Source organism: Micromonospora sp. NPDC047644, assembly GCF_040704315.1.
Classification (GTDB): domain Bacteria; phylum Actinomycetota; class Actinomycetes; order Mycobacteriales; family Micromonosporaceae; genus Micromonospora.
This window is the reverse complement of sequence record NZ_JBEYSY010000008.1, coordinates 1-16,689: the sequence shown is the minus strand read 5'-3', so window position 1 is coordinate 16,689 and position 16,689 is coordinate 1. Positions and strand designations below refer to the sequence as shown.

At 69.7% G+C, this 16,689-nt stretch carries 15 protein-coding genes; 4 read left to right on the top strand and 11 right to left on the bottom strand.

Translation table 11 applies throughout. The features are described 5' to 3' along the window. Nucleotides 1–369: 369 nt before the first annotated feature. The 3 genes from AB0877_RS14645 to AB0877_RS14635 all read left to right on the top strand — a co-directional run bounded on the left by AB0877_RS14645 (nt 370) and on the right by AB0877_RS14635 (nt 3,021). Entirely contained in the window at nt 370–948 is a 579-nt protein-coding gene (locus tag AB0877_RS14645) for a hypothetical protein (RefSeq protein WP_366609061.1), read from the top strand. Between the two features lie 267 nt (nt 949–1,215). Beyond that, a complete protein-coding gene (locus tag AB0877_RS14640; RefSeq protein ID WP_366609060.1) occupies nt 1,216–1,821 on the top strand; it encodes a lytic polysaccharide monooxygenase in 606 nt (201 codons plus the stop codon). 264 nt (nt 1,822–2,085) lie between these two features. Beyond that, nucleotides 2,086–3,021: a DUF4394 domain-containing protein gene (locus tag AB0877_RS14635; protein WP_366609059.1), complete on the top strand. Its 936-nt coding sequence runs from the start codon at nt 2,086–2,088 to the stop codon at nt 3,019–3,021. 73 nt (nt 3,022–3,094) lie between these two features. Here AB0877_RS14635 and AB0877_RS14630 read toward each other — a convergent pair whose 3' ends face one another. From AB0877_RS14630 to AB0877_RS14580, 11 genes are all read right to left on the bottom strand, one after another. Continuing rightward, entirely contained in the window at nt 3,095–4,750 is a 1,656-nt protein-coding gene (locus tag AB0877_RS14630) for a serine/threonine-protein kinase (RefSeq protein WP_366609058.1), read from the bottom strand. Between the two features lie 45 nt (nt 4,751–4,795). Then, nucleotides 4,796–5,524, bottom strand: coding sequence for an anti-sigma factor (locus tag AB0877_RS14625; protein WP_366609057.1), 729 nt, complete (start codon nt 5,522–5,524; stop codon nt 4,796–4,798). After that, nucleotides 5,521–6,147 (bottom strand): sigma-70 family RNA polymerase sigma factor, encoded by a 627-nt coding sequence (locus AB0877_RS14620; RefSeq protein ID WP_366609056.1) that lies wholly within the window; start codon nt 6,145–6,147, stop codon nt 5,521–5,523. The genes AB0877_RS14625 and AB0877_RS14620 overlap by 4 nt, the downstream gene beginning before the upstream one ends. A 48-nt stretch (nt 6,148–6,195) precedes the next feature. Then, on the bottom strand, nt 6,196–6,657 hold the full coding sequence (locus tag AB0877_RS14615; RefSeq protein ID WP_366609055.1) for a class F sortase: 462 nt from the start codon (nt 6,655–6,657) through the stop codon (nt 6,196–6,198). A gap of 241 nt (nt 6,658–6,898) precedes the next feature. Continuing rightward, entirely contained in the window at nt 6,899–7,687 is a 789-nt protein-coding gene (locus AB0877_RS14610) for a hypothetical protein (protein WP_366609054.1), read from the bottom strand. Nucleotides 7,688–7,805: 118 nt separating this feature from the next. Next, nucleotides 7,806–9,329 (bottom strand): molybdopterin-dependent oxidoreductase, encoded by a 1,524-nt coding sequence (locus AB0877_RS14605; protein ID WP_366609053.1) that lies wholly within the window; start codon nt 9,327–9,329, stop codon nt 7,806–7,808. Between the two features lie 59 nt (nt 9,330–9,388). After that, nucleotides 9,389–10,018: a fasciclin domain-containing protein gene (locus AB0877_RS14600; RefSeq protein ID WP_366609052.1), complete on the bottom strand. Its 630-nt coding sequence runs from the start codon at nt 10,016–10,018 to the stop codon at nt 9,389–9,391. A 163-nt stretch (nt 10,019–10,181) separates the two neighbouring features. Continuing rightward, on the bottom strand, nt 10,182–11,105 hold the full coding sequence (locus AB0877_RS14595) for a serine hydrolase (RefSeq protein WP_366609051.1): 924 nt from the start codon (nt 11,103–11,105) through the stop codon (nt 10,182–10,184). Next, complete coding sequence (locus AB0877_RS14590) at nt 11,098–11,712, bottom strand: hypothetical protein (protein ID WP_366609050.1); 615 nt, start codon at nt 11,710–11,712, stop codon at nt 11,098–11,100. Before AB0877_RS14590 ends, AB0877_RS14595 begins: the two co-directional genes overlap by 8 nt. 219 nt (nt 11,713–11,931) lie before the next feature. Then, a complete protein-coding gene (locus AB0877_RS14585; RefSeq protein WP_366609049.1) occupies nt 11,932–12,432 on the bottom strand; it encodes a SigE family RNA polymerase sigma factor in 501 nt (166 codons plus the stop codon). Then, entirely contained in the window at nt 12,425–13,303 is an 879-nt protein-coding gene (locus AB0877_RS14580) for a hypothetical protein (RefSeq protein ID WP_366609048.1), read from the bottom strand. The genes AB0877_RS14585 and AB0877_RS14580 overlap by 8 nt, the downstream gene beginning before the upstream one ends. 894 nt (nt 13,304–14,197) lie before the next feature. Between AB0877_RS14580 and AB0877_RS14575 the strand changes: the two genes are divergently transcribed. Next, nucleotides 14,198–16,576 carry a non-reducing end alpha-L-arabinofuranosidase family hydrolase gene (locus AB0877_RS14575; RefSeq protein ID WP_366609047.1) on the top strand — a complete coding sequence of 793 codons (2,379 nt, stop codon included), beginning with the start codon at nt 14,198–14,200 and terminating at the stop codon, nt 16,574–16,576. The last annotated feature ends 113 nt before the right edge of the window (nt 16,577–16,689 follow it).

Sequence of the window (16,689 nt, the reverse complement as noted above, 5' to 3'; positions counted from 1 at the left end):
GCGGTGAGCACCCAGGCGAGGAGGGTGCGGGTGGCCGGCCGAACCCTCGCTGATGTTCGTCGATGTTGCGAAGCCGATCCAGACGTGTTGGAATGGCTCATATCGCCGCAGCGCGGGGGCAACCGCGCTGGGAACGGCCAGCACGGGAGCATCGCAGCGCCGGCAGCGCGCCGCCTCGGCGGACGCCCGCCTGGCGGATCGCCGGGCCACCTCTACGGCGACGGGCGCTTTGCCGGGCAATCATCCTCGCCCGCCGTAGGTAACCCCCCGGCACGTGTCCCCACGGTTGACGCGCTCGACGCCTGACCCGCCGGGGGCGTCCGATTCGGCCTGCCAGCACCAGAACCGGCGACGAGGTGAGAAGCAACAATGATTTCCCGAGAGAACTTCGCGGGTTGGTACCGCAACCGCTTCGTGTGGGTAGCGGTGATCCTGCTGGTGGTGTCGGCCGGCACCGTCGTCCTGGTCAACCGGACCGGCCCGGAGGCGAAGCCGGCGGATCTGCAGTCGCAGATCATCGCCCGGATGCGCACCACGCTGGAGAAGGCGGATCCGGGGCAGCACAACCACGCCGGCCACGGGGCCCAGGCAGCGGCCGCCGCGGAGAAGGCGGCCGTGATCTGCGGGGTCCGCGTCTACGGTTACGAGCCGACCGAGGCCACCGCGCTCGCCGACGTGCAGACGGTCTACGGCTTCCACCTCTGCGGGGTCGCCGAGAAGCAGCGCCCCTGGGACGTGGCGGTCAAGCTGGCCGGTCCGGTGATCATGGACGTGTCCACCACACCTCCGGGCATCCAGGTGGTCGAGGCGACCGCCGACGTCATGTTCATCGACCGACTGCGGCAGATGTTCCCACCGAAGTACGCCGAGCCGGCGACCAGGGAAGCGCTGACCGAGTCGGAGATGATCGACCTTCGGCGCCGCTACGACGCCGCAGCCGGTCTCTGATCACGCTGGGTGGCCGGTGGCCTGGTCGCTCCCGCACCCGGCTGCGAACCGGGCGGCTGCGGACACCCCGGTCAGCTCGATCCACATCCGACCATAGATAGATAAACATTGATATCTAAGTCGATAGATGCAACAGTTGGCTTGGGAGCGTTCCCATTCTGAGTTGCAGTCCCGAAGAGCGGAGGATGAACAGTGCGTTCACTCAAGTCCGATCGATCCGGCGGACGATCCCGGTCACCAGTCCGTCGGTCCCTGCGAGCATTCGTCATGGTGTTCGCCATCGTGGCCGGCATGCTGCCCTTCACCGGGGCGGCCCAGGCCCACGGCACGATCATCAACCCGATGAGCCGCGCCTACCAGTGCTGGAAGGCGTGGGGCAACCAGCACATGAACCCCGCCATGCAGCAGCAGGACCCGATGTGTTGGCGGGCGTTCCAGGCCAACCCCGACACCATGTGGAACTGGATGAGCCAGTTGCGGGACGGGCTCGGCGGCCAGTACCAGGCCCGCACCCCGGACGGCCAGCTGTGCAGCAACGCTCTGTCCAGGAACGACAGCGTGAACCAGCCAGGGGCGTGGAGGACGACCACCGTCAGCCGCAACCTCACGGTCCAGCTGTACGACCAGGCCAGCCACGGCGCTGACTACTTCCAGGTCTACGTCACCAAGCAGGGGTTCAACCCATCCACCCAGAAGCTCGGGTGGGGCAACCTCGACCTGATCACGACGACTGGGCGCTACGCGCCGGCGCAGAACATCTCGTTCAACGTCTCGCTCCCGTCCCGCAGCGGAAACCACATCCTGTTCGTGCTCTGGCGGGCGTCGCACCTGGACCAGACCTACATGTGGTGCAGCGACATCAACGTCACCTGATCGGCAAGAGTTGATCCGGCTCAGGGCGCCAACGCCCTGAGCCGGATTGCTTTTCCGACCCTGTCGGGTGTGGTTGGTCGCCGCACGTCGACTGCACCGTGCAGAAGGTGCGAAAGTTGAAGGAAAGGCCGAATCCCGACAGATGCTGCGGATCGCCTCTACATAGGCTCTGAGCAGGGAATTCATCCCTGCACCGTCGCCGGACAACGGCGTCGGATTCCGCCGAGGAGTCCGACGGTGCATCTGATCAAGGAAGTGCCTCTCATGCACCGTACGCTTCGCCGGGGGCTGCTCGCAGCCGCCACACTCATCGTCGTCAGCATCCCGATCACCGCGACGCCCGTCACCGCCGCCCCACCAAGCCACCGCACCGCAGCGAGCATCCCGGCTCGCGGCCTGCCCTCGTTGGGCACTGGGACCTGCACCCTGCTGTGGGACCTGCTGAACGCCGGAGGCCGGAACGGGCTCGTCGCCATCGGTCTCACCGACGGTCAGCGCCTGATCAAGTTCGCCGCCAACCGCCCCGCTCTGGCCTGCACCATCGGCCCGGTCGACCTGCCCGGCAGCGAAGCGCTCATCGGCATCGACTTTCGCGTCCAGGACGGACGGCTCTACGGCGTCGGCGACAACGGCGGCATCTACGCGCTGAACACGCGCACCGCGGCGGCCACGAAGATCAGCCAGCTGACCGTCGCGCTGAGCGGCACGTCGTTCGGCGTCGACTTCAACCCCGCCGCCGACCGACTGCGGATCATCAGCGACACCGGGCAGAACCTACGCCACAACATCAACCCCGGCGGCACGACCCTTGTCGACGGCCCTCTCACCTACCCGCCCAGCACCGCCGCCGTCGGCGTCACCGCTGCGGCGTACACCAACAACGACCTGAACCCCGCCACCGCTACCACCCTGTTCGACATCGACACCACCCTCGACCAGGTTGTCCTGCAATCCCCCGCGAACTCGGGGCAACTGGCCGCCACCGGCGCACTGGGGGTGAACGCGAACCTCCAAGCAGGCTTCGACATCCACAGCCCGCTGAGTGGAGACCGCGCGGTGGGCAACAACGCCTACGCCGTCCTCAACGGCATCGGCGGCTCCCGGCTGTACCGGGTCGACCTCCTCACCGGCGCAGCCCAGACGACAGGCGTGTTCAACGGGCACGTGGTCCTCGACCTCGCCCTGCTCCTGCGGCAGTGACCATCGGGTGGGGTGCCGGGCCGCACCCCTCCCACACGCGTCCACCCTCAGGCGCACACCGGCAACCGCCGCGTCAGTCGAGGCGGATGCTTGCCAGCGCCAGTCGTTGGAACGGCTCGGTCTCGTCCCACTGGCTGTCCTGGGTGATCCAGGACAGGCTGTAAGCGCGGGCCTTGCTCTCGTTGATCAGCAGCCGGCGGGCGTGCAGCCGCGTGCCGCCGGCCTGCTCGCAGGTGTACTCCCACTCCGCCGCGCCGCCCGGGCGGATGACCGGCCCAATACTGATCCTCTGGTAGCCGGCCAGCACTCCGGTGGTCAGCGCGTCGCGCTCGGCGGCCTCCCACCGCTTCGACGGTACGGAGGAAGCTGTCGCGGCGGGGTCGACGGCGATGGCTCGGACTTCGGCGGGATCGCGGAAGCACACCAGTGCACCCTCGGTGTGCCGGCTCCATCCCTCGGGCACCGCCAGCAGGAAACCGGCCGGGTCCTGGTGCCACGCCCACCCGTTCGGCAGGGCGTACGGCAGCGGTGCGCCGGGCGCTCGCAGAGGCTCGGCCTCGCTGGAGTCGGCGTCCTCCAGGCAGGGGTGGGCCGGCGGTGCCGGCGCGGTAGATTCCACCACGCCGGCGGCCGCACCGCCTGGTTCGGCCGCCGGAAGGCTGTCCTGGCCGCGCCAACCGCCGATCACCGCACCGGTTGCCGTGACGACGACGGCCGCGACCGCCAGCAGGCCCACCACGGCACCGGCGAACGCCCAGCCGGTCGTCCGATCGCGGGTGGTGGGCGTCACGACCGGAATCACCATTGTGGTGATCGCGTCCGCGGCGGTCGACGCCGTCGGCGTGACGGCCCGGGTTCGCCGACGCGACGTGGCGCGCACCCGCGGCCATCGGCCCGCCCGCGCCACCGGCACGGGCGTCGCCGCGGCCACCTGCTCCAACTGGTCGCGGGCCTCCTGCGCGGAGAGGCGTTGGCGGGGGTTGCGCAGCAGGAGACCGGTGATCGCGGGTTCGAGCGGCAGGACGGTCATCCGGTCCGGCGCCTCGGTGGCCAGGGCGGCAAGCATGGCCAGGGTCGACGGCCGGCTCCATGGCGGACGGCCCTCCGCAGCCAGGTAGAGCGTCGCACCGAGGGCCCACAGGTCGGTCGCGGGGGTGGCCCTACCGTCGCGGGCACGCTCCGGTGCGATGTACTGGACCTTCGACAGGCTCCCCGCGGTGACGGTCGCGGGATCCCGGGAGTCGAAAATCGACAGACCGAACCCACCGAGCATGACCCGCCCGTCGTCGGCGAACAGCACGTTCTGCGGCCGGACCTCCCGATGCGTGACTCCCCTCGCGTGGGCGGCACCCAGTGCCGCGATCAGGTGCAGGCCGACCCGCGCCGCCTCGGCCGGCGTCAGCGGACCGTCGCTGGCAACCACCTCGGACAGGGACCGGGAGGGCACGTGCTCCATGACGAGCCACAGATATCCGTCGGTGCTCAGCACGTCCCACATCGCGACCACGCCCGGATGATCCAGCCCGGCCAGGCCGCGTACCTCCCCGAGCGTTCTGTTCCGCAGCCGGGACCGCTCCGCGTCGCTCACCCAACCCGGAAGGGTGATCTGCTTGAGCGCGACGTGCCGATCAAGCACCTCGTCGCGTGCCAGCCAGACGCGTCCCGAGGTCGCGGTGTCCCCGATCAGCAGAAGCCTGCGGTACCGGCCGGCGAGCAACTCGTCATCCATGCGGGTGATTCGGAGCGGTCCACCGTCCGGATGGGTGGGTTGACCTCAGCTCAGCGCCACCGTACCCAGGATCTGAGTGGGGGCGACGGAACCACCGACGGGCTCGTTGGACACCCCGAACGTGCCCGCCTCGGCGACCGGGCCGATGACAGTGGTCGACGCCCTGTCCCCCTCGGCGAGCTGTCCCACCTTGCGGGGCTCACTCCCCCGGATGAGCCAGAGCTCGTAGATCCGCCCGGCACCGGGCGCGGGCAGGTCGCGCAGCAGCACCACACCGCGGTCGCGGTCGCGGGAGACCACCACCGTGGCGGCGCCACCGGGCGGCAGCGACCGCTCGAACACCCGGGCGTCCGGGGCGTTCAGGACGGCGGCGATCTGCCGGGCCTGGTCGCTGCCGGCCTGCTCGTCGCTGATCCGATCGTTGCTGACGGTCCAGGTGACCGCGCTCGCGCCACCGGCGACGAGGACGGCTGCGGCGGCGGCCACCGCGAGCTGTCGCCACCTGCCTGCCCGCCGTCCGCCGCTGGCACCCGGGGAGCTGACCCGCAGTTGCGGGGTCCGGGCCACCTGAGCAAGGGTCCGCTCCCGCAGACCCGGCGGGGTCGCCTCGATGACGGCGTCGTCGGCGAGGCGCGCGACGGTCTCCCGCAACTCGGCCACCTCCACGCGACACGGCTCGCACTCGGCCAGGTGCCGCTCGAACGCAGCCCGCTCAACGTCGTCGACCGCGTCCAGGACGTACGCACCAGCGAGGGTGTGCACATCGGCGCTCATGCCCGTCCCTCCATCTCGATGCCCAGGCAGTCGCGCATCCGGATCAGTCCGTCGCGCATCCGCGTCTTCACCGTCGGCAGCGGCGTCTGCAACTTCTCGGCGACCTCTCGGTAGGTGTGACCGCCGTAGTAGGCCAGGGTCACCGACTCCCGCTGCACCGGCGTCAGCCGGTCCAGGCACCGGCGGACCTGCTCCCGCTCCAACCGGGCGCTGACATCCTCGACCACCTCGTCGTAGGGAACGTGTGTCTCGGTCGCGGCGACCCGCAGAGCACGGTCGGTGTGGGCCTGTTCGGAGCGCACCCGGTCCACCGCGCGGCGGTGCGCCATGGTGAGGATCCACGCCGACGCGGATCCCCGGCCGGCGTCGAAGCGGCCGGCGGTGCGCCACACCTCGACCATCACCTCCTGCGTCACCTCCTCCGCCTGCGCCGGATCGCGCACGACCCGCCGGGCCAGCCCGAGGACCCTGCCCGCCACGGCGTCGTACAGCATGGCGAACGCCGCCTCGTCGCCCCGTGCCACCCGCGTCAGCAAGTCGTCGGCGTTCGGTGGGGTCGCGGTGTCCGGCGGCACCGCTCGCAACCGCCGCCCCTGTTCCGGGTCGCCGCTCATTCTCGGCATGTCCTCTCCCTGTGCTGTCGACGGCCCGGTGTGCCGCCGCACTCGTGTCTAGGCGGGACGGGCCTGGGCGAGGCGCGCGTAGACGATGACATTGTCGCGGTAGTGCTGGGTGGTGTCGTCGAACTCGCCGCCGCAGGTGATCAGGCGTAACGCCGCATGGTCGGTCGCCCCGTACACCTCGGTGGTGGGGAAGCGGTCCTTGGGATGCTGCTCGACCCTGGTGACGGTGAACATCGCGGTGCTGCCATCCTGACGATCGACGGTGATCCCGGCGCCGACAGGCAGCTTGCCCAGGTCGAAGAACGTCCCGCGGCGGCCCTTCCAGTTGACGTGCCCGGCCAGCACGGCCGGCCCGAGAGCACCGGGTGTCGGCGCCTTGGTGAACCAGCCCACATCGGTGGCGCTGTCCGGAACCTGCATCGCGCCGTCCGCCTGCAGACCGAGCGCGACGATGGCGGCGGTGGCCTTCAGCGACGGGATCGACACCCGCGTCGGCGGTGAACCGGCCATCAGCGGTCCCGAGGTCAACTCGCCCGGCCCGCTCGCCGGGGCAGGCGACGCGTTCGCGGCTGGCGCCGCAGCGGACCTGTCGGGTCCGGGTGGGTCGCCGCCCCGCCTGGTGACTGCGACACCGATCGTCAGGACCGCCGTCACGGTGAGGATGCCGGCCGTCGCCAGGAGCGCGTGGCGCCCCCGGCGACGGCCGGCCGGCACTGGTGCGTCGCCGGTGTCCATCACGATCGCCGGCGGCTCAGCGCTCGCCGGCGAGCCGTCGTCGCGCGACGACCGCACCGGCAGCGCCGAGCAACGCGAGACCACCCACGGCGTAGATCATCGTCGGCGATCCGCCGGAGGTGCTGCCATCGCCGGTGGCGACACCCCCCGCGGGTACGGAGCCGGCGGCCGCGCCGCTGACCATGCCGCACGTCGCGGGGTCGGTGGCCTCGGCGGGGATGCCGTTGACGCCGACGGACTTGGCGAACGTCGACTCGCCGAGCGCTTCCATGTCGTACGTGCCGTTCTTGTTGGCGTCGATGCCGTGCTGCACGAGGTGCAGGTCCTTCAGGTGCGCGATGGTGCCCTTGGGCAGTTCGGCAGCCGGGATGGTGCGCTCGTAACTGAGGTTGCCCTGCGCGTCGGCCTTCGGCATCCGATCCACCGCCAGGCCGCTGGCCTTGGTCGTGTCGCCGGTGGTGGTCAACGAGATGAAGATGTCCCCGTACATCTTGAGGCCCTCCTCGGTGCTGACGTAGCCGTTGCCGTTGGCGTCGGCGGACTTGTCCGGGCAGTGGAAGTCCATGCCGTTCGCCGCGCCGTGCACGTGCTGGGCGTGCGGCGAGTTCGGCGTCATGCCCTTCGACCGGATCATGACCTTCAGGTCACCGCCGCTCGTCGCGGTCAACGTGGCGGTTCCGGTGGCACCGGTCTCGTTGAGGTCCTGCAACTGGACCTGCACGCTCTCGTCGGCGTGCGCGACCCCCGGAAACGCGAGGACCAGGGCGGCTGCGGGCACGGTGAGCAGGGCTCGGGACAATCTCACAACAAATCTCCGTCTCCGCCTGGGTACGGCGTCGATGTTCAGGTGCTGTCGGGAGGGATTCGTCGCCTCCCGTCCAGCGGATTGGTCCCGGCCTGGCTTTTTTCCGGTCCGCACCAGCTCAGGTGATGGTCACTGTGGTGCTGTGCCAGCCGGTCGCGCCGTCCGGGAAGGGCGCGGCCCGTTGATCGGTCTGGGTCGCGCCGGTGGCATCGGTGGCCCGTACGCGCAGGGTGTGGCTGCCGGGGCCGGCGTCCCAGCGGTAGGTCCACTGCCGCCACAGGTCCGCTGAGGGGCCGTCGGCGAGGCGGGCCTGCCGCCACGGCCCGTCGTCGATCTGCACCTCGACGGCGGTGATCCCGCGACGTTGCGCCCAGGCGACACCGGCGATCATGACGGGGCCGGCGCGTCGTTGGGCGAAGGGTTTCGGGGTGTCGATGCGGGATGCGGTCTTGACGGGCGCCTCGGCGGCCCACCCGCGCTGTACCCAGTAGGGATCGAACGCGTCGAAGGTGGTCACCTGCAGGGAGGTGAGCCACTTGCAGGCGCCGACGTAGCCGTAGAGGCCGGGGACGAGCATGCGGACGGGAAAGCCGTGCTCCAGGGGCAGGGGTTCGCCGTTCATGGCCACGGCCAACAGCGCGTCGCGACCGTCGAGGATCGCCTGAAGCGGGGTGCCGATGGTCATGCCCTCCACGGAACGGCTGACGAGCTGATCCTGCCCGGGGCGGATGCCGGCCTCGCGAAGCAGCGGCGCCAGGGGGATCCCCGTCCAACGGGCGGTGCCGATGTAGGGGCCGCCGACCTCGTTGGAGACGCAGTTGAGGGTGATGTCGCGCTCCACCACACCGCGGGCGAGGAGCTCGTCGAATGTCCAGGTACGGGGCCGATCGACCGCTCCACCCAGAGTCAGCCGCCAGGTTTCCGCGTCGACCTGCGGGACGGTGAGGGCCGTGTCGACCCGGTAGAAGTCCCGGTTGGGAGTGAGGAACGCCGAGACACCGTCCACCCCAGCGGAGACGCCGCCGGGCAGCGGCGGCGCGGGTCGCGTCGGCGGCGGTATGCGAACGGCCGCGCGGGAACGGGCGCCTGCGGCTCTGCCGCGACCGACAATCTGGCCGATGGTCGCCGTGGCGGCGGCGGTGAGCGCTGCTCCCGCCGCCGTGGCCAGAAACTGGCGGCGGTTGAGCAGCCGCGGCCGACCCGAGCCAGGAACCGGTAGCGTCCGAGCGGCGTGTGCCACCACCAGCATCGCGGCCATTCCGATGCCGGCCCCCGCCAGGACCGGCAGGACGTCCACGAGTGTCGCCGTCGGGCGGGACAGGGCGGCGGCGACACCGACGGCAGCGAACACGGCAAGGCCCGCCAGACCGTACCGGCGGCGTCGTAACGTCGCCGCGCCGAGCAGGACCGCGCTCAGCGCCAGCACTGTGTAGACGCCGGCCAGGAGGGCGACCTTGTCGTTGGCGCCGAAGGTGCGGATGGCGAATGCCTTGACCGGTTGCGGGGCCAGATCCACAGCGGCACCACCGACCGTCAGCACCGGGTCGGCGGCCGGATCGACCAGCGCCGCGACGAGGTGGGCCACGCCCAGGGCGACCCCGGCGCTCAACACGCCGACGACGAGGCCGCGGATGGCTGTCATGCTTCGGGACGGCCCCGGCCGGCGGTTCGCCGGCCGGGGCTCGACGGGGGTGGACACTCTCAGCTCTTGGGCATCAGAACGCTGTCAACGATGTACACCGTGGCGTTGGCCGTCGAGACGTTCCCGCAGACCACCATCGAGGTGCCGTTGACGGTGAACGACGTGCCACCACCGGTCACCGTGACGTCGTCGCCCTGCATCGTCTTGTGGGTGCCGGCCAGGGTGTCCGGGGACAACTGGGTCGGCACCACGTGATAGGTGAGGATCTTCTTCAGCATGGCGTCGTCGGCCAGGACCTTGTCCAGGTCGGCCTTCGGGATCTTGTCGAACGCGTCGTTGGTCGGCGCGAACACCGTCACGCCCTGCGCGCCGTTGAGCGAGTCCACCAGGTTGGCCTGCTTCACCGCCGTGACCAGCGTCGACAACAGGGGGTTGCCGGACGCGGCGGTGGCCACCGGCACCTTCGCCATCGCCTCGAAACTTCCCGGGTTGGACGAATCGGTCGGCACGGCCGCGCACCCCGAGCCGAACTGACCCGACATCATCATCGACGGCGACGCCGAGGCCATCGGCGCGCTGGCCGACGTACTCGGCGTGCCGCCGGCGGTGTCCTCGCTGTCGGTTCCGCCGCAGGCGGACAGGGCCAGCACGGCGATCACGCCGACCGTGGCAAACAGGCGCCGCTTCATACGAACTCCTCAAATGCTTGTACTCGATTGCTGCTGTCATGAGGCATTCGAGGCCGACCCGCAGACGGATGGGTACAAGATCGGGAATTGTGTGCTGCCGGCGATGGCAAGCGCCCGCCGGGCCGGTCGACCGACCCACTGTGGGCCTGAGCGGACCGGGGGCCTACCCCGGCGACAGCCCGTCGTGCGCGGTGGCGGCGCGCAGCTCCTTGAGCACGTACGTGGCGGCCTTCTCGACGACGCGGATGCCCTCCTTCTGGCTCACGTGATGGTCGGAGAGCACGGCGATCAGCCAGTCATGATCGGCGTCGACGATCCGCCCGATGCTGTTGACCAGCCAGCGGCCCCCGTCGACGTCGGCGGTGTCCCAGCCGTTCTTGACGTACTCGGAACGACCGCCCGGCTCCCGCGCGGCGGTGACCCCCCACCGCTGCTCGGGGGTCACCTTCTTCATGAGACCCATGATGAAGGTGCGGTCCTGCGGGGTCAGCGGTCCCGTCGGCGACGTCAGCGCGGTCAGCAGACGGAGCTGGTCGGCGACCGTGGTCGTGGTGAGCCCCCAGTGCGAGTTGGGCTTCGTCTCACGCAGACCGAGTTCGCGATTCGCGGCCGTGAGGCCGCGCGAGCCCTCGATCCGCTGCCACAGGGCCACCGCCGCATCGTTGTCACTGGACACGATCATGGCCTCGGCCAACCGCCGGGTGCCAGCACTCAGGGCCTTGCCCGCCGGGTTCTGCCGCAGCAGGAGAGCAGCGAGGATGTTGACCTTGACGATGCTGGCGGTCTCGAAGCGTTTGGCGCCGACCGTCACCGACGCCGTCCCTTGTCGATCCAGTGCCGCGACCGCGAGGTGGCCGTCGTAGCGCTCCACGTAAGCCTCGATGCGCGTTCTCGCCTGGCCGATCCAGTCGATGGCCGGCGTCGTGGGGATCGGACTGGTCGGGGAGGAACCGTGCGATGGTCCGGCCTCGTCACCGTCGCGGCCGCGCGTGGCACCGTAGGCGGCCGTCGCAACGCCGGCCAGCGACACGGTGGCCGCGGAGAGGACCCAGCGTCGCGACAACTGCCGCCCTGTCCGCTCAGCCAAGGCGGGCCACCACCCTCGCGGCGATCGAGTCCACCACGGCCTGGCTGCCCGGATCGGGCAGGCGGACCGTCGAGACCGTCTCACCCCGTCTCACCACCACGAAGTACGTGACGGTGTCCGGGGTGTCCGTGTGCGCGATACGACCTCGAATGAGCATCCCAGCGCCCTCCAGATATTGCGGGTCCACGACGTCGAACGAGACCTGCGATCCGAGGACCGGGTAGCTCGCACACCGCAGGAGGACCCGACGGACGTCGTCGACGTTCCGCTCGGCCCATCCGGGTTCGTACGTCTCCACGACGTGGTGGGCCGGCGACGAGCCGCCGGACGGCCGGTAGTAGCGCTGCACGGCAGCACGCCGATGCGACTTGGCCAGGTAGTCGCTGCTCCGGTAGTTGGGACAGCTGTCCTGCTCCCACGGCCAGGACGCCAGACCGACTCGCGCGTCGTCCGCATGCCAGTCCGCTCCCAGATCGCCCGCCCCCAGCAGCAGACGTGGGTCGCCCCGTTCCGCGTTCACGCTGTGCGGCTCGTCGGGGCCGACACCGGGCTCCCCCCGATGGCACCCCGCGACCATGACCGCCAACGCCGACAGGACCACCGGCACGAGCGCGACCGAACCGCGGCCTCTGCCGCGAATCCGACCTCGGCTCGTCCGGTTGCTCCATACGGACACCGAAAACCTCCCCAAACGCAGATATCTGCCACCACATGTGGCGCTTCGGCCGACGACGCGTGGCGGCCCCTTGGTCGCCGCCGCGGCGATGTGCCGGCCGACGGTGCAGCCCCACCGGGCTGCGCACACCCCGCTCGCAGGCGGCACCCGTCAATGGCGTTCCTCGGCGAACAGCTCGGAACGGGTCTCGCCGAGCAGCTCGCGCAGCCGGTTGAGGGAGCGCATGCTCTGGCTCTTGACGACGGCGATGGAGACGCCCACCACCTCGGCGGTCGCCTCCACGCTCAGGTCGTCCCAGTACCGCAGGACGATGATCGCCCGGTCCCGCAACGGCAGGGTGGCGACCGCGTCCAGCAACGTCATGCGCAGCTCGGCCGGATGTTCCTCGCCCCGCTCCGGCGGCGCCGACATCGCCAACTCGCGGCTGGAGCGACGTCGCTGCTGGTCGAGCATGCAGCGCAGCAGTATCTTGCGGGCGTACGCGTGGGGATCGTCGGCCCGGCGGACCCGCCTCCAGTTGGCGTACACCTTGGCCAGCGTCGTCTGGGTGAGGTCCTGGGCGAGATGCCAGTCGCGGCACATCAGGAACGCGGCGTCGCGCAGTCGGCCGGCGGCCGCCTGCGCGAACTCCACGAAGTCTTCGTCAGCCATTCGACCGGGCCAACCTGGGGAACCTCTTGGCGCCGTTGATGACGTACTCGGCCGGCAGTTTCGTCCCCCAGGCCGGGTTGGCGGCGATCTCGATCGCCTCCTTCAGGGAGAGGACGGCCGGTGCCGGAACGGTTCCCTTGGGGCCCCAGACCAGACAGGTAGCGATCATGAGATCGACCTGGAGGCCGGCGTCGTGATGCACGGTGATCATCTGGGTCTGCACGCAGTTGCCGGGTACCTCGGTCAGCTCCACCGTCCCCGGGACAGGGTTGCCGCCGAGGCGGTCCCGGTAGATGGAGAGCCGCAGCATGCCCGGTCCATCGCCACGGTCCAGGTAGAGCTGGACGTACGGCATGCCGGGGCCAGCTCCGCTGCTCTCCAGACCCACGTAACCGCTGGTCTTCCCGGTGGGCAGCAGCCGGGTCAGCAGTTCCAGGGCGCCCTCGGGGGTGGTGGTCACCAGGTCACCGTCCGGCCCCGCCCCGATTCTCACGGTGTCGATCACTGTGGTGAAGGGAGTCGGCGGCACCGACCGAGCGGGGTTCTCTTCGGTGCCCGGCTCGAACCCGCCCGGGGCGTCAGTTGGGGAATCGGTCGGGGACGGCATGCCGGTGTCGACCGACGGGCCCGGCAAAACCAGGTTCGGCCCACCAGGCTGACCGGTGTCATCCGCTCCGCCGCCGAGCGGACCGGCGGCCAGCCCGATCACGAGCAGCATCGCCAACGCCGAACCGCCGGAGCCGAACTGCGCCAGGCGACGCTGTCGGCGCAGTCGGCGGCCCTGCACCATCGACTGCTGGACCAGGTCACCCAATGGCGGGGCGGGGTGTCGGTCCAGGTCGTCCCTGAAACTCCCACGCACGTCGCCCATGTCCTTGTTCCTCCTCGGCCGACCGCCCGCGGTGGCGATCCGTCATTGACCTGACGGGTTGGCACGCCGATTTGGTTACCGGATTTCGACACGAATTTTCGGCCGCCCGCGTCGGCGGAACGCCGCGTTCCCGTGCGTGTGCGGGCACCTCCGTAGCGTCATGCTCCGCCGGCCAGAAGCGTCGCCACAGGCGGTTCGAGCAGCTGAAACCGCTGGCTCCCTTGGGCCAACTGGCGACACCGTCGGTCGAGGCACAATCCGTAGAGCATCCTAGGAGGTTAGGCCGACGGGCTCGCGCGCTTCGCGCCGGGACACCCGGCAGGTTCCGCGACCCGCCACCGGGCGTGGAGCCCGACGACGCGGACGTCCAGCCTGTCGCCTCCGACCTGGCCCACGCCGGACGCGCGTCGACCAGCCACTTCGCGCGCGGACTCCACCCTTCCGCCCGTACCCGTAACAGGTCCGAAACTACCGGTTGAAAACTCTGGAATTTTCTGCCAGCCTGAGAGCCATCGACAAGTGTGAACGTTAACAAGATCAGTTAGCACTGGAGGCGCTCCACGCGACCGTCGGGTCCACCCACCTGCCAGGTGAGCACGTCCACCACCGAACGAGCCCGACGCCCGCAACCGCTCCCCCACGGGCGACCGGGCCTACCTGTCACCACCCTTTATCCGCTGGCCAGACAGCCCGAGCCCACTCAGGTCCGGGCGGGCGCCCGACATGAGTTCCGCCTTCGCTCGGGCGAGCTCACCATCGCGTCCGCCGCGTCCGAGTGGGCCTCCCGCTGCACCAGCGACACGAATCCCGTACCCCACCACTGGAGGGATCAGCATGGTTTCCCGTACCCGTCCCATCGGGCGCACCCGACTACGAACACTCACTCTTTCCGGAATGGCCGCGATAATTCTGGCCCTGGTCGTGTCGCTGCTGCCCAATCTGGCCCAGGCCGCCGAGACGACCCTCGGTGCCGCCGCAGCCCAGTCCGGCCGGTACTTCGGTGCCGCCGTCGCCGCCAACAAGCTCAACGACAGCGCCTACACGACGATCCTGAACCGGGAGTTCAACAGCATCACTCCCGAGAACGAGATGAAGATCGACGCGACCGAGCCGCAGCAGAACAACTTCACCTTCGGCAACGCGGACCGGATCGTGAACCACGCCATCTCCCGGGGGTGGAAGGTTCGGGGCCACACCCTGGCCTGGTACTCGCAGCAGCCGGGCTGGATGCAGAGCATGGAGGGCACCGCGCTGCGCAACGCGATGCTGAACCATGTCACCCGGGTGGCCAGCTACTACCGGGGCAAGATCGACTCGTGGGACGTGGTGAACGAGGCGTTCGAGGACGGCAACAGTGGCGCCCGCCGCAACTCGAACCTGCAGCGCACCGGAAACGACTGGATCGAGGCCGCGTTCCGTGCCGCCGACGCGGCGGACCCGAACGCGAAGCTCTGCTACAACGACTACAACACCGACAACTGGACCTGGGCCAAGACGCAGGCCGTCTACAACATGGTGCGTGACTTCAAGTCTCGTGGCGTTCCGATCGACTGCGTCGGCTTCCAGTCGCACTTCAACGCCAACTCGCCGTACAACAGCAACTACCGCACCACGCTGTCCAGCTTCGCCGCCCTCGGGGTGGACGTGCAGGTCACCGAGTTGGACATCGAGGGGTCCGGCAGCACGCAGGCCAACACCTACCGCAGTGTCGTCAACGACTGCCTCGCCGTGGCTCGCTGCAACGGGCTCACCGTGTGGGGCGTGCGGGACTGTGACTCGTGGCGCTCCGGCGGCACCCCGCTGCTCTTCGAGTGCAACGGCACCAAGAAGGCCGCCTACACGGCCACCCTGGAGGCGCTGAACAGCGCGGGCCCCACCAACCCGCCCACCGACCCGCCGACCAACCCGCCCACCAACCCGCCGGGGGGCTCCGCCAACGAGATAGTCGGCACGCAGTCCGGCCGGTGCGTGGACGTGCCGAACGCGGCAACCACCAACGGCACCCGGGTCCAGCTCTACGACTGCAACAAGCAGACCAACCAGGCCTGGACCTACACCTCGAACAAACAACTCCAGGTGTACGGAAACATGTGCCTCGACGCCGCAGGCTCCGGCAACGGCGCGGCGGTGCAGATCTACAGCTGCCACAGCCAGACCAACCAGCAGTGGAACGTCAACTCCAACGGCACCATCAGCGGCGTGCAGTCCGGGCGCTGCCTGGACGTATGGAGCACCGCCAACGGCGCCCAGATCCAGCTCTACGACTGCCACGGCCAGACCAACCAGCAGTTCCGGCTCGCCGCCCTCGGCGGTACCACCCCGACGCCCACGACGCCGCCCACGACGACGCCGCCGCCGACCAGCACGTGTGACCTTCCGTCGTCGTACCGCTGGTCGTCCTCGGGCGTGCTGGCGCAGCCGAGGTCGGGCTGGGTCTCGCTGAAGGACTTCACCGTCGCGCCGTACAACGGCCAGCAACTGGTCTACGCCACCACCCACGACACCGGCACCACGTGGGGCTCGATGAACTTCGGGCTCTTCAACAACTACTCCCAGATGGGCTCGGCCAGCCAGAACGCGATGAACTCGGCGACCGTCGCGCCGTCGCTGTTCTACTTCGCGCCGCGCAACATCTGGGTGCTGGCCTACCAGTGGGGTGGCACGGCGTTCTCGTACCGGACCTCCAGCGACCCGACCAACCCGAACGGGTGGTCGTCGGCGCAGACGCTGTTCACCGGCAGCATCTCCAACTCGAACACCGGCCCGATCGACCAGGCCCTCATCGGTGACGACCAGAACATGTACCTGTTCTTCGCCGGTGACAACGGCCGGATCTACCGGGCCAGCATGCCGATCGGGAACTTCCCCGGCAGCTTCGGCGCCAACTACACGACCATCATGACCGACTCGACGAACAACCTCTTCGAAGCCGTCCAGGTCTACAAGCTCCAGGGCCTCAACAAGTACCTGATGATCGTCGAGGCGATCGGCGCAAACGGGCGCTACTTCCGCTCGTTCACCGCCAGCAGCCTGGGTGGGTCGTGGACCCCGCAGGCCACCAGCGAGAGCAACCCGTTCGCCGGCAAGGCCAACAGCGGTGCCACCTGGACCAACGACATCAGCCACGGTGAGCTGCTGCGCACCAACGCCGACCAGACCATGACGGTCGACGCCTGCAACCTGCAACTGCTCTACCAGGGCCGCTCCCCCAGTTCCGGCGGTGACTACGGCTTGCTGCCGTACCGACCGGGTCTGCTGACCCTGCAACGCTGACGACCGGACATCACCGGGGGCGGGGGGGGGGGGCGACGGGCAGCCCCCCACCCCCCCCCGCGGCCGCCCCCCCCCCCGGCGCGACAGGACAGAGAGGGCCCCCGCGAGCCACA